The 13,144-nt window shown below is 57.0% G+C and carries 15 protein-coding genes; 4 read left to right on the top strand and 11 right to left on the bottom strand.

Annotated features, from left to right (window positions below; genetic code table 11):
* Window positions 1-866 precede the first annotated feature (866 nt).
* Complete coding sequence (locus ACTQV4_RS01765) at window positions 867-2,087, top strand: MFS transporter (RefSeq protein ID WP_002584949.1); 1,221 nt, start codon at window positions 867-869, stop codon at window positions 2,085-2,087.
* A gap of 80 nt (window positions 2,088-2,167) precedes the next feature.
* Here the strand turns inward: ACTQV4_RS01765 and ACTQV4_RS01760 are convergent, their stop codons facing one another.
* The 4 genes from ACTQV4_RS01760 to ACTQV4_RS01745 form a co-directional block, all read right to left on the bottom strand.
* Entirely contained in the window at window positions 2,168-2,380 is a 213-nt protein-coding gene (locus tag ACTQV4_RS01760; protein WP_441540647.1) for a hypothetical protein, read from the bottom strand.
* Window positions 2,381-2,458: 78 nt separating this feature from the next.
* The gene (locus ACTQV4_RS01755; protein ID WP_441569153.1) at window positions 2,459-3,574 is read right to left on the bottom strand and encodes a TIGR02452 family protein; all 1,116 of its coding nucleotides are present in this window, start codon (window positions 3,572-3,574) and stop codon (window positions 2,459-2,461) included.
* A 136-nt stretch (window positions 3,575-3,710) separates the two neighbouring features.
* Window positions 3,711-4,406, bottom strand: a complete 696-nt coding sequence (locus ACTQV4_RS01750; RefSeq protein WP_154515280.1) for a Bax inhibitor-1 family protein — start codon at window positions 4,404-4,406, stop codon at window positions 3,711-3,713.
* An 80-nt stretch (window positions 4,407-4,486) separates the two neighbouring features.
* Window positions 4,487-4,789 carry a hypothetical protein gene (locus ACTQV4_RS01745; protein WP_195838523.1) on the bottom strand — a complete coding sequence of 101 codons (303 nt, stop codon included), beginning with the start codon at window positions 4,787-4,789 and terminating at the stop codon, window positions 4,487-4,489.
* Between the two features lie 285 nt (window positions 4,790-5,074).
* Between ACTQV4_RS01745 and ACTQV4_RS01740 the strand changes: the two genes are divergently transcribed.
* The 3 genes from ACTQV4_RS01740 (at window position 5,075) to ACTQV4_RS01730 (ending at window position 7,626) form a co-directional block, all read left to right on the top strand.
* Window positions 5,075-6,124, top strand: coding sequence for an inorganic phosphate transporter (locus ACTQV4_RS01740; protein WP_427719222.1), 1,050 nt, complete (start codon window positions 5,075-5,077; stop codon window positions 6,122-6,124).
* A gap of 66 nt (window positions 6,125-6,190) precedes the next feature.
* Window positions 6,191-6,814: a DUF47 domain-containing protein gene (locus ACTQV4_RS01735; RefSeq protein ID WP_427719219.1), complete on the top strand. Its 624-nt coding sequence runs from the start codon at window positions 6,191-6,193 to the stop codon at window positions 6,812-6,814.
* A 281-nt stretch (window positions 6,815-7,095) separates the two neighbouring features.
* Complete coding sequence (locus ACTQV4_RS01730) at window positions 7,096-7,626, top strand: nitroreductase family protein (RefSeq protein ID WP_441569151.1); 531 nt, start codon at window positions 7,096-7,098, stop codon at window positions 7,624-7,626.
* A gap of 165 nt (window positions 7,627-7,791) precedes the next feature.
* Here the strand turns inward: ACTQV4_RS01730 and ACTQV4_RS01725 are convergent, their stop codons facing one another.
* The 7 genes from ACTQV4_RS01725 to pstA form a co-directional block, all read right to left on the bottom strand.
* On the bottom strand, window positions 7,792-8,460 hold the full coding sequence (locus ACTQV4_RS01725) for a DivIVA domain-containing protein (RefSeq protein ID WP_154515270.1): 669 nt from the start codon (window positions 8,458-8,460) through the stop codon (window positions 7,792-7,794).
* A 62-nt stretch (window positions 8,461-8,522) separates the two neighbouring features.
* Window positions 8,523-8,768: a YggT family protein gene (locus ACTQV4_RS01720; RefSeq protein ID WP_427719264.1), complete on the bottom strand. Its 246-nt coding sequence runs from the start codon at window positions 8,766-8,768 to the stop codon at window positions 8,523-8,525.
* Between the two features lie 57 nt (window positions 8,769-8,825).
* The gene (gene sepF / locus ACTQV4_RS01715) at window positions 8,826-9,554 is read right to left on the bottom strand and encodes a cell division protein SepF (protein ID WP_154515266.1); all 729 of its coding nucleotides are present in this window, start codon (window positions 9,552-9,554) and stop codon (window positions 8,826-8,828) included.
* A gap of 60 nt (window positions 9,555-9,614) precedes the next feature.
* Window positions 9,615-10,352 carry a YggS family pyridoxal phosphate-dependent enzyme gene (locus tag ACTQV4_RS01710; protein WP_441569149.1) on the bottom strand — a complete coding sequence of 246 codons (738 nt, stop codon included), beginning with the start codon at window positions 10,350-10,352 and terminating at the stop codon, window positions 9,615-9,617.
* Window positions 10,353-10,472: 120 nt separating this feature from the next.
* The gene (locus ACTQV4_RS01705) at window positions 10,473-11,330 is read right to left on the bottom strand and encodes a phosphate signaling complex PhoU family protein (protein ID WP_441569147.1); all 858 of its coding nucleotides are present in this window, start codon (window positions 11,328-11,330) and stop codon (window positions 10,473-10,475) included.
* A 92-nt stretch (window positions 11,331-11,422) separates the two neighbouring features.
* Window positions 11,423-12,226, bottom strand: coding sequence for a phosphate ABC transporter ATP-binding protein PstB (gene pstB, locus ACTQV4_RS01700; protein WP_089571588.1), 804 nt, complete (start codon window positions 12,224-12,226; stop codon window positions 11,423-11,425).
* 12 nt (window positions 12,227-12,238) lie between these two features.
* Window positions 12,239-13,144, bottom strand: a complete 906-nt coding sequence (pstA, locus tag ACTQV4_RS01695) for a phosphate ABC transporter permease PstA (protein ID WP_427727613.1) — start codon at window positions 13,142-13,144, stop codon at window positions 12,239-12,241.

Genomic DNA, 13,144 nt, shown 5'->3' with positions numbered 1-13,144 from the left:
TGAAAATACCGTTGCCGCCGGGGAGGGCAAGGGCATTTGACGCGGCAGGAAAGCAGGGCTTTGTTTGGGGCTGGTAAGCCGGAAACAAAGGGCTGATTTCAGCAGCAGACAGGGCGTATTATGAAAGCCCCCGTCCCTCGTCCTCCGCCCCCGGCCTATGGGACAAAAAGTCCCAAAGCTCTGGACACCGTGACCAGATGTGTGGCCACACTCCGGGAAAAGTAGCAGGACGGCAGGAAACCGTCAAGGCTGAAATGAATGGGCTGACGCCCGGCCTTGACCGTTCCCCGCCGCCCCGCTGGATGGGTGGACAAGGTGGCCAATCCCTAAAAGTGTTTGGCCGCACTCGTTCATTTTGGGGCCTTTCTTCTCCCAAAATTGAAATGGGCGGGAAAGCCCTAAAATGGCTTTCCCGCCTTGATTACCCATTAGCAAAGACGGGCGAGACTGTCAACGGCGGCGCTGAAAGCGCCGTTCATCTTGACCGTTGACTGGCTCGCCTGGCTTTGCTACTGCCCGTAAGAGATGGAAAAACAAGATGGAAAACAAGGTTAAAAATGGTTGACAAGTCTATCGGATGTGTGTTGTACTGTGCGACAGTTTGAGATTGGAAGGAGGCTTACGTGTGTTAATTTGTGTACGCTAATAAGCAATAAAAAGTAGAAGTACCTTTCCACATGATGGTGGGCTTTTTTTGCGTGCGTATGCAAAGGAACACGTAGGTTTGACACGAGCAGTCTTTGAACTGTATCGTGGTGTTTTTTCGTGCTTTGTTGTTATGCAGGCGTCTGCCCTCTCTGTGGGACAACGCCTGCTTTTTATTGCAGAAACAAAGGAACAATGCAATAAAAAAGGAGGTTCGCATTATGACCCAAAACAACAATTCATGGAGAAAAACTTATTTTACACTTCTTGCCGGACAAGCAATATCCTTTATTAGCAGCGGTATTTTGCAAATGGCCATTATCTTTTATTTGGTTGCGAAAACTAATTCTGCAATCATATTGACGGCGGCAACACTGATTGGATTTTTGCCGCAAGCCTGTTTAGGCCCGTTTGCAGGTGCTTTTGTTGACCGGCACAGCCGTAAAAGCGTAATGATTGGTGCGGATTTGATAATTGCCGCCGCTGGCGGTATTCTGGCGCTGGTGGCGTTTTACATGGAATTGCCCGTATGGTCTATTATGGTTGTCCTGTTAATCCGAAGTGCGGGAACTGCTTTTCATTCTCCAGCATTCAGCGCAGCAACACCTATGATTGTGCCAAAAGAGGAACTTACAAAATGCGCTGGTTACACGCAGACCATGCAAGCAGTAAGTGCGATTATCAGTCCAGCTGCCGCAGCGTTTTTATATGCTGTTTGGCCTCTTAATGCAATTATATTGTTAGATATTGTGGGTGCAATCCTTGCCTGTGTGACTGTTGCGATTTCGTCCATACCAACGCCTGAACTATGTCCAGAAACGAAAAGACAACAGTTTTTACAGGATATGAAAGAGGGGTATGTGGTATTAAAGCAAAACAGGGGCCTCTTTGCTCTGCTCTGGATTGGTGTAATTTATATGTTCTTTTATATGCCAATCAGTACGCTTTTTCCTCTCATCTGTATGTCATACTTCAAAGGAACACCGGCCCATGCCTCTGCCGCTGAAATTGCTTTTGCGGTTGGTATGCTGCTTGGCGGAGTCATTCTGAGCATTTGGGGCGGTTTTAAGAAACGGCGGTACACCATCGGTCTTTCCGTTCTCCTGATGGGCGTTAGCAATATGCTCTCCGGGCTTTTGCCGCCAGACGCATTTCTTGTCTTTGTTGTGTGCTGTACTGTTATGGGAATTTCCGCTCCATTTTACGGTGTGCAAAATGCGATTTTTCAAGAAACGGTCAAACCAGAATATCTGGGGAGAGTTTTTTCTCTACTGACAAGCGCCGCTTCCCTCGCCATGCCGTTTGGCCTTGTCATTTCCGGGCCTCTGGCGGAGCGGCTGGGAGTTGAGAAATGGTTTGTCATTTGCGGAATTGGCATTATCATCGTTGCGCTTGCCGTATTTTTACTACCCGGTTTGAGAGAGATTGACAATACGCAATAATCAACTGCACCTTTTTCTATTACTAAACAAAATGCCTGGATGGTGGTTCTGAAAAACCAGAACCGCCGTTCAGGCATTTTTTATCTTCGTCCTCTCTGCGGTTTTGGATTCTTCAGCAAGTCGGATTTTTCCGCAATCTTTTTCAGCCACTTCCGTTCTTCTACTGACAGCTTCCTAAAATTCAGCTTGAGCCGTTTGCAGATAAACGCCAAGTACGCTTGTTCCGTGTCGCTGTCCTGGCTGACGATTTCACCAGCAGTTTTGCTGTCACCAAAGCACAGGACGTTTTTCATCGCAAACCCCTCCTTCAGCAAAAAGCCGACGGGAGCAGCCCCTCCCGCCGGCTCGACCTATCTGTCAGCGCGCACCGATTACAGATACTTGCGCCAGTCGTCCTCGTCCTCATCGTCCTCGGCAGCGGCATGAGCCTGCTCGGCGGCACGGGCGGCTGCGGCACGGGCGGCAACCTGGGCATAGGACTCCTCGTTGCGCTCGGGGAAGCTTGCCAGCACGTGCTCGAACTTGGCAAAATCCTCGTCCCAGCGCGTAGAGGGCACGGCAAAGAAGACCTGCTTGACCTTAAAGTCGCCCGATGCGAGCTCCTTGCGGAAGAGCTCGGCCACGGCCTCGGCGTCAAAGCCGTTGTTGTCACAGCCCCAGGCGCCCAGCACGAGCTTCTCGCGACCAAGCTCGTCGCAGATGGCCAGCACAAAGCGGATACGATCGCGCAGGGCGTCCAGCAGGGCATCGTCACCCACGCGATACTCCTGGCGAGCGCGCTTGGCGTTGGGCGCAGCGGCAACGATCACGTCGGCGTACGCATGCACGTGGTTGCGGTCGAAGCGCACCGCAGGCACCACCAGCGCACGGTTGCGGTACAGCTCACAGTTGATGTTGCGGCGACGGTTCTCGCCGTACCATTTGCGCTGCTTATCGAGCACATTGTACAGATACGAATCGGCACAGAGCGTGGCCTCCTGACCCAGATAGCCTTGGATGTAGCCACCGCCCGGGTTGGTGAACGAGGCAAAGGCGAGCACGGCCATGTCGCAGAACTGCGCGTAGCCTCGGCCGTTATCCAGAATGGCCTGCGTGGCAGAGGCGTCGAGCACGGTGACCTCGGGCAGGACCGGAGCGGGCTCCTCGGCAGCAGGCGCGGGCTCGGTCTTCGTGGCTTCCTCTGCGGGCACAGGCTCGGCCACGACCTCGGTCTCGGCAGGCGCAACCTCGGTGGCCTCAGACTCATCGGCAACCTGCTCTTCGGCAGCAGCCACCTGGGCCTTAGCCTTCATCGCCGCGACAAATCCGGCAGGCATGCCCTCGAACTCGCGCACGCCGGCAAGCGAGCGCTCGATATCCTTTGCGCACGCTTCGGACACAGTCGCCACGTGACGCTCGGCGGCCTTGGCACGGGCCTCGCGCTTGGGATTGGGCTGTCCCGCGCGGTTGGGCCTACGGTTACGGTTCCTGTTGTCGACGTCTGCCATAAGTGGTCACCTTTCTCGGTCGCTGCCGCTATCGGCTTTTCCCATCCATGATACCCCGCCGCGTACAAAAAAGGCGGCCCCGAAGGACCGCCTTTCGCATCGATTTGCGCGCGGCAAGCACCGCTGCAATCTGGCACTAGTCGCGACGACCAAGGATGTTCAGAATGCGCAGGAACACGTTGATAATGTCCACGAACAGGTTGGACGCCATGAGCACGGCGTTGGGCAGCGTGGGCGGCACCGTCGTGGCCACATAGGTGTCGTAGCCAATAAAGCCGGCGAACACCACAATCACGATCAGGTCGGTGATGGTCTGCGAGACGCCCATGAACATCAGCACGATCTCGACCAGAATCGTGGCAAGCAGAATGCCAAAACCAATGCCGTACACACGCTGGAAGAATTTGGGGAAGGTCACGCCCAGTGCGCCAAAGACAAAGGTGATGGCGGCAGTGGCGATAAAGGCGGTGTTGATGGTGGGCAGGTCGTAGTTGGCAAGGCCAAACGACGCGGTCAGACCAAAGGTGCTCGCAAAGATCGCGTAACCCGCGAGCGACAGGCCCACGGACTGCTTGCTGGCGGCGGCCGACATCATGACGATGCCGACAATGGTCAGGATAAACGAGCCAAAGACCAGCGGCAGGGCGGCGCCACTCATCATCATGCGCGCAAACGACATGGTGCCCGTAAAGTAGGCACCAGCGCCCATAGCGCAAAAACCCAAAAAGATCAGGGCAGACATGGCAAGGTTGTACGCGCGCGGCGACATCTCCTTGGCACGGCTTGCGCCGGTCTCGATGGGGCCGTTCTGATAGCCCTGGATATCGTTCATAATTTAGTCCTTTCAAAAAGCGCCGCGACAGCGCCGTAGGTGACAAGATTCCTGCCATTGTACCCGAATGGCGCGCGCTCTTACCCGCGGCGCTCACTCTCGAGTGTGCGGTCGAACGCCCACACCCACCACCGCATCAGATGAGCCTGCGAGCCATCCGGTCGCTCACGCGCCTGGTCTTCCAGATACAGCTCGGTCGTATGTCCGCCAAAACGAACCTTATAGGTTGCCGTACGAATGCCGTGAACCGTCAGGCCAAAACCGGTAGACGAGACAATCTCGTCAATCGTAAAGCAGCGACCGTCGACCCAGCAGACGGTAACCGGCACAACTTGTCCGCCCGCGAGGATGCGGGCCACGACGTCCACATACTGCTTGTGCACGCGCCGAGTTTTGCCATCTGTCTGTCGATATTCCATGCCCCTATTATCGAACGCATGTTTGCATATTGTAAAGCGAACAGACTGTGGTTTTGGGGTGTCGGAGCGAGCGCACGTGTCCTCACGGCGTGTTAGCAAAAAGAACACCCGCGGTCAACAGGGCTAATATTCAATTTTAGTGCCAAAAAATTCACTTCTCCCGTCAGAACTCGGTAAAGAAACCCGCAGGAGGTGATACGATTTATCATGTTTTTGTAACGTTTCTGCAAACTTCGAGAAAGCCCATATATGGACGTAACGTTCTCAGCCTTCCTCGGCCAACTTGTTTCGAACCCAGTCCTTGCCGTCACCGTGTTCCTCGCGCTCGGCGCCATCTTCGTCAACGGATGGACCGACGCGCCCAACGCCATCGCGACCTGTGTCACCACGCGTTGCATGCCCGCCCGCGCCGCCATTCTCATGAGTGCCGCGTTCAACTTTTTGGGCGTGCTCATCATGACGCACTTTAATGCCAGCGTTGCCAACACCATCTCCCATATCGTCGACTTTGGCGGAAACAGCACCATGGCGCTCGCGTGCCTCTGCGCGGCCCTGTTCTCCATCGTCGTCTACGGCGCCACGGCATCGCGTTTTGGCATCCCCACCTCGCAGAGCCACAGCCTCATCGCCGGCCTGACCGGCGCTGCCATCGCCCTCGGCGGCGCCAGCAGCGTCAATGTCCACGAGTGGATGAAGGTCATCTACGGCCTGGCGCTCTCCATCGGTCTGGGCTTTGTCATGGGCTGGGTCCTGTGCAAGCTCGTCTCGATTCTTTTCGCTGCCGCCAACAGGCGACGTGCCAACGTCTTCTTTAAATATGCTCAGATCGCGAGCGCCGCGGCCATGAGCTTTATGCACGGCGCGCAGGATGGACAAAAGTTCATCGGCGTGCTCTTTTTAGGTGTCGCCTTTGCCAACGGACAGACCGGCGTCGGCGACGCCGGCATCCCCATCTGGATCATGCTGCTGTGCTCGGCCACCATGGGCATCGGCACCAGCGTGGGCGGTGAGCGTATCATCAAGTCCGTCGGCCAGAGCATGGTTAAGCTCGAGAAGTATCAGGGCTTCTCTGCCGACCTGGCAGGAGCCGCAAACCTGCTGCTTGCCACGCTCACCGGTATCCCCGTGTCCTCCACGCACATCAAGACCTGCGCCATCATGGGCGTTGGCGCCGTCAAGCGCCTCTCGGCCATCAACTTCGGCGTGGTCAAGGACATGATGTTCACGTGGTTCTTCACCTTCCCCGCCTGTGGACTCATCAGCTTTGTTATGGCCAGGCTGTTCATGATGTTCCTCTAGTCAAACCGAATGTCCATCCGGACCGCATTACCTCGCCCACCCGTCTTCGCCCCGAAAGGATCACTCATGGCAAAGAAACCCGATTCGTTCTACTTTGACAACTACGTCGCCTGCGCCGACTTCGCCGTTCAGGCAGCCGAGCTGCTCACCAAGATTTTTGAGAACTTTGACCCCGCGCAGATCCACGACATGCTCGAGAAGATGCATGCGATTGAGCATGCAGCAGACAAGAAGCACCATGAGCTCGAAGACGCCCTGCTCACGGCCTTTATCACCCCGCTTGAGCGCGAGGACCTTAACCTAATGAGCTGCTCGCTCGATACCGTGCTCGACCGTATTGAGGGCGTCGTGCAGCGCCTCTACTTCACCAACATCCAGAGCATCCACCCCGATGCCATCGTGATCGCCCACAAGGTGACCGACGCCTGCCGCGCCATGAAGGACCTGATGGTCGAGTTGCCCAACTACCGCAAGTCCAAAACGCTGCGCGAGCTCGTCATCCAGATCAACACCATCGAGTCCGAGGCCGACGAACTCTACATCAACGCCATGCGTAACCTGCACGTCAACGGCAAGGACCCGCTCGAGGTCATCGCCTGGCGTGACGTGTACGCCTTCTTGGAGTACTGCGCCGACTGCTGCGAGAATGTGGCCGATGTCGTGGATTCGATTGTCATGAAGAACAGTTAATTGGGGGTACGCGTCCCACCGGCGAAGGCCCGGCACCTATTTGCTTTCTCTCTCCGGCTGCACGGCAGAGTCGTTCGAAAGTAAATAGGTGTCGGGCCTTCGCCTTGCGTACCGCCATTGGGAACCTTGGCTGATGATTTGAATTCAATGGGGGTTTGGCTGATGCGGCCTTTTATACCTGATTGAATACTTTGGAACTGTACCGAGCGTTTGGGTGGATGGTGCTTTGGGTACCCTTTATTTTACTTTGGATTTGTTTGCTGACTTTGGAAGGTTTGGTTATGGGGTATTTGGATCTGGCTCGGTCTCGGTATTCTTGTCGTGAGTTTGAGGATCGTTCTGTTGAGCAGGCTGTGGTGGATACCATTGTTGAGGCTGGGCGCATTGCTCCTTCTGCTTGCAATAATCATCCAACCCGTGTGATGGTGTTGGATACGCCTGAGCTTCTGGAAAAGGCAGCTGCTTGTCAGCCTCGGTTTGCTCGTGATGGGTCCATCTTTGGCGCTCCGCTCATCTTCCTCGTTTGCAGCGTTACCAACGATGCTTGGGTGCGTCCCTATGACCAGATGAACTCCAGCGCTATCGACACCTCGATTGTTTGCGATCAGATGATGATGGAGGCCGAGGAACAGGGCCTGGGAACGTGCTGGGTATGCCATTTTAAGCCCGAGCTAGCCCGCGAGCAGTTCAACCTGCCCGAGGGCGTTTATCCCTACCACATGCTCGTCTGCGGCTATCCCGCCGACCATATCGCCGACCCCGAGCATCGCGAGGCCCGCACCATTCCCCTATCCAATTTCCTCCTCAAGTAGTTTTTTGGCCCATGCCCTAAAATCTACCTTTTACCGCTCAAACGTTCGCCGAGTTCTGCCCTATCGCACGCAGAGCTCGGCGTTTTGTTTCCCAACCCGTATACAGCTAAAAAAAGGAGCTCGCAAGCGCGAGCTCCTTTTAAGAGCTAGATTGTAGTTTTGGCGCTAGTCCAGGTCGTCCGCAGCAAAGTTGTCAATCGGGGCGAAGGGGTCGGCCACGGGGACAACCGGATCAGCGACAGGCAGCGGCTCGGCGGCAGGCATGGTCACGGCAGGAGAAGCCGCGGAACCGACCGGCGTAGAAGCCAGCAGATCGGCCGGGAAGGAATTCTGGGCATCGTCCATAAAGTGCTGAATGAGCTTGAGATACTCGGCCTTGAACTCCTCGCGGGAAGCCTTCAGACGGTCAATCTCCTCGAGCTCGGCCTGCTTCTCGGTCAGGGCCTGACGGATGACCTCGCGGGCCTTGGCGTCGGCCTCGTTGCGGATGCGGTCAGCATTCTCGTTAGCGTCGTTGACAATCGCCTCGGCGGTCTGCTGAGCCGCAATGAGAGCGGCGGAAATCTGACGCTCCTGAGCGGAGAAATCGGGAGCGGGAGTGGCGACAGGGGCAGCCTGAGCGGCAGAATCCTGGGCCTGCGCAAGCTGAGCCTGCGTATCGGCAAGCTGCTGCTCGGTGGCGGTCAGGCGACCCTTAAGATCAACGATCTTGGCAAGCATAGCGTCGACCTCGGAGGACAGGGTCTCCAGGAAGACGTCGACCTCGGCGGGATCGTAGCCGCGCTTGGCCTCAGAGAAGGTCTGAGCCTGGATGTCAGCAGGGGTAATAGCCATAACAAGTTCTCCTTTATCATCGCCTTGGCGCTAAGCGCCCGACATAGGTTACTGAGCCAGTCCTATACGAGTATACCTATAAGTAGCTGCAGAATGAGCTTCTGCACCAACTGCAACGCAATAATCGCAACGACCGGTGAAAAATCGATACCGCCCATCGGCGGCATAAACCGGCGAAACAGGTTGAGCCAAGGGCCGCAAACGCCGTCGAGCACCGCCGCGATATCCTGTAGCAAACCACCCTGCTTCATGGGAATCCACGTCATAAAGCAGTAGACCACAATCAACGTGGAATAAAAATTAAACAGCGTGTTGACAAGCTGAACGATGGTGTAGATGTTGATGGGAATCTCCTCACCTTGTCTTTACTTGAGATAGCCGTCGGCGCGAAGCTTCTTAAGATCCGAATCCTTGACCTCGCAGCCGGCGGGCAGCACCATAAACACGCGGTCGCCCACTTCTTTGACCGAAGCGCCCAGGCCGCAGGCAAAGCCATAGCTAAAGTCCAGGACGCGTTTGGCGACCTCGGTGCGAACGCCCACAAAGATCAGCGCGACAGGCTGCTTGGTACGCACGCGGCGCACGACCGTCTCCACGTCGTCATAACTCTCCGGACGAAGAACGTAGGCCGGCAACTGAGGCGTGGCGTTGATGATATTGCTCGCATAGGCAGAGGCATCGCTCGGCGTTGAAGCAGGAGCGGGCACAGCGGCAGCGCGGACCCGAGCGTTCTCGGCGTAGCTTGACGGCGTGTCATAGGCACCGGGACGATAACCGCCCGCAGCGGCATCCTGAGAGCGCGAAGGCGGATTGTACGTCGTAGCGTGACGGGAGTCGTCGCCGATCAGTTGACCGGAACGCGTGTACACAGCAACCGACTCAGCCTCTCCGCGGCGTGTCTGCCCCAGCAGTCCATTGCTCGGTTCATCTTGCGTGTAGAAGCCCTCGCCCGAAGCACCGCTGTAGCCGTTGTTCTGATAGCCGTCGTCATAGCCGTCATCGTAACCGTAGTCATCATCCTGGCCATAACCCTGGTCATAACCCTGCTGGCCGCCTAGGTGCATTTTATTTTTAATTTCGTCAAGGAAACCCATGGTTGTGTCCTCTCACGGTCTAATGCAGGCGCTCTGATAATCAGCGCGCACTTCAGGCTCTTATTTTACTTCAAACTCCGGGCTAAATACTACCCTGCCCAGGCGAACAAGCGTCGAGCCTTCCTCAAGGGCGGGCTCAAAGTCCTCGCTCATGCCACAAGAAAGCTCAGGCAGACACAGATCGGGGTGTGCCGTCTCCAGCTCATCCCTCAACTCACGCAGCCCGGCAAAGGTGCGGCGCGCCACATCCTTATTCCCCCGGGGTGCCATGGTCATAAGCCCCTGTACGCAAATTCCCTCAAGTTCCGCAAGCTCGCCAGCCGCGGCACGAACCTCATCGGGCGAAAAGCCGCCCTTGGACTCCTCGCCGCTTACATTGACCTCGATCAGCACATGCTGAGGACCGGCAAGCTCGCCCGCCTCAATCTTGCGGACGGCACGGCTCGAGATAGCCTGCGCCAAATGAAGCGACCCCACCGAATGAATCAGCTCGGCCGCACCCAGCACCGCATTGATCTTGTTGGTCTGAAGATTACCGATCATATCGAAGCGCACCTCGGGCAGCTCCGGATGCTCCGCCAACCCCGCAAGCTTGCGAACAAGCTCCTGCGGACGGTTCTCGGCAAAATGACGATACCCTGCCTGGATGGCGGCAACGGTCTCATCGACGCCAACGGTCTTGGAGACGGCAATCAGACGTGCGGCATCGTGAGAACGGCCCGCGCGATCGAGTGCGGCATAAAAGCGTTCGAGAATCTGCTCGCGGCGAGCGCGCATCAAGTCCAAATAATTATCCATTGCCAATCGCCTCCGCTAACAGCCATACAAGTAGTCCCATGCTAACGCAAGAGCGCGGCCCTGCATGTGCAAGGCCGCGCTCACTTAGGTATTTACAATCTTTCGACGAACGGAGCTACCCTACTCCTCGTCATCCTCGGTATCGTCCTCGTCCTCGAGGTGCTCGAGCAGGTAGCGAAGACCCTCGCTCACCTCGTTAGCGGGCACCTTGGCAACAAAGCGCGCATCGACAGCGGGCCTCATGATGACGCCCTCGCCCGAAGGTACGCGCATGCTCTCGAGCTCATCCTCGTCCGTACGGACGATATCGCCGGCGTTCATGCGCTGGCCGGTCAAAAGGAAGGTCAGACGGCAGGCGGCATCGATGGAAATCGAGGCGATGCGATCGAGGTAGCGCGAAACCATGATGGCGCGGCGCAGATCGTCATAGTTGCTGTCGTCGTCCATAAACTCGCCCGCGTCCATGCGGTTGAAGGTACGGAAGAACTTCTCATAGGCCGCATGCACCGGCTCGTCCTCGACGGCCAGATTGCAGATGATGGACATGTCGTTGGTGACGAGCGCGGAAAGCGACGAGCCCAGCACCTGGTATACGGCTTCGGCCTCGGCCTCAACCGTACCGACGAGCTCCTGGGGCAGCGAGATATCGGCCTTGACCATATGACGCGTGGCGCGGCAGATCTGGCGAACCTTATCGGTCATGCGCTGCAGGTTAAAGTCGACGTAGATGATCGTCTGCAGCAAGCGGAAGTCGGAGGCGACCGGCGACTGCGTAGCGATCAGGTTGTAGCACACGGCCTCCAGGTTGGCGCAGCGCGCGTCAATCGAAAGCGTGCGCTTCTTGGTCTTGGTGGCGAGTTTGCGGTCGTCGGTCACATAGGCCTTCACGGCGTCGTGAAGAGCCAGGTCTACAGCCTCGTAGATGCTCAACATCTCGTGACGAGCCTCGACGAGCTGACGGGAAAACAGTTTGCGCATGGTTCACTCCAATCAGTTGGGTGCGGTCATGCCGCCCGCACAGTGAATACGCACCGGACCAGGTCCGATCGGCTTGGGACTAGTCGCACCGATCAGCCAAAGCGGCCGGTGATATAGTCTTCCGTCCGCGAATCCACCGGGCTGGTGAAGATCGCGTCGGTTTGACCATACTCGATGAGCGTGGCGGGCTCGCCGGCAACCTCCTGCAAGAAGAAGGCGGTGTAGTCGCTAATGCGAGCTGCCTGCTGCATTGAATGTGTGACGATAATGATCGTCATCTCGGGCGCCAGCTCGGCCATCAGATCCTCGACCTTGGAGACGGACGTGGGGTCGATGGCGGAGCAGGGCTCGTCCATCAGAAGGACATCGGGCTGCACCGCGAGCACACGCGCGATGCACAGACGCTGCTGCTGACCACCCGAGAGCGCCAAACCATCCTTGTTGAGCTGATTGGATACCTCTTTCCAGAGGTTGGCGCGCTTGAGCGATTCTTCCACGATGTCATCGAGGTCGCTTTTGCTAGTCACGCCCTGCAGACGAGGGCCAAAAGCAACATTCTCGTAGATGGATTTAGGGAACGGGTTGGGCTGCTGAAAAATCATGCCCACGCGGCGGCGAAGGTCGACCGGGTCGACGCCCTCGGCATAGATATCGTTGCCGTCGAGCGTCATGGTGCCCTCGACGCGCGTGCCCTCGATAAGGTCGTTCATACGGTTGATACAGCGCAAAAACGTCGATTTGCCGCAGCCCGAAGGGCCGATAAACGAGGTAATGGCGTTTTTGGCGATGTTGAGGTCGAGCCCCGTCAGCGCATGGAAGTCACCGTACCAAAAGTTGAAATCCTTGGCCGTGATGGCCGCTTGCTCCAGCGTGGGAGCGGACTGATAGACGGACATGGGACTCCTTAACTAGCGGCGTTTGCGCGACAGATAACGCGCAAACAGGTTGAAGGCCAGAATAATCGCCATCAGCAAAAGCGCGGTGCCGTAGGCTGCGTTCATGTTGATGCCGTCATTGGCAAGCAGATAAAGGTGAACGGTCATGGGGCGACCGGAATCGAGCGGCGAAATAGGCAGGTTGATGGCCTGGCCCATGGTGTAGAGCACCACGGCGGTCTCGCCGATGGCGCGGCCGATGGCAAGTACGATGCCGGTGGCGATGCGACCAAAAGCCGAAGGAAGCACGATCTTGGAGACGACCTGCCACTTGGTGGCACCCAGGCCATATGCGCCCCAACGGATATAGCGCGGAACGGCGCGGATTGCCTCCTCGGTGGTACGCATGACAATGGGCAGCATCAGAAGTGCGAGCGCCAGGGCGGCCGAAACCATCGAAAGACCCAGGCCCATGGCCTCGACAAACAAGGCGTAGCCAAAAAGGCCCATAACAATGGAGGGCACCGAGGCCAGGGCATCGGCAGCATAGCGAATGATGTCGACAACCTTGCCCTGCTTGGCATACTCGGCCAGATAGACCGCAGCCAAGACGGCAACTGGCGTGCAGATGAGCATGGCGAGCGCCGTCACGTAGACGGTCGAGACGATAGTGGGCCAAATGCCGCCCTCGGCGTTTACGCCCTGCGGCCAGCCAAAGATAAAGTCGAGCGAGATGTGCGGCAGACCGTTGATAACTACGTAGGCGATGATGGCGACCAGCACCAGCGTGGTGATATAGGCCGCGGCGCGAAACACGCCGAGCATAATCTTGTTGGACAGATCCTTGTTGATGCGGCCCTTCTTACCATGGGAAAGGGCACGCTTGATGCGTTCGCGCGACGAGGTCGTATCGACCGTCGTGTCAACGGAATCGGACAT

Source organism: Collinsella sp. LCP19S3_B11 (assembly GCF_052121915.1).
Classification (GTDB): Bacteria; Actinomycetota; Coriobacteriia; order Coriobacteriales; family Coriobacteriaceae; genus Collinsella.
Note: the sequence above shows the minus strand (reverse complement) of the source record. Positions and strands in the feature narration are given on the sequence as shown.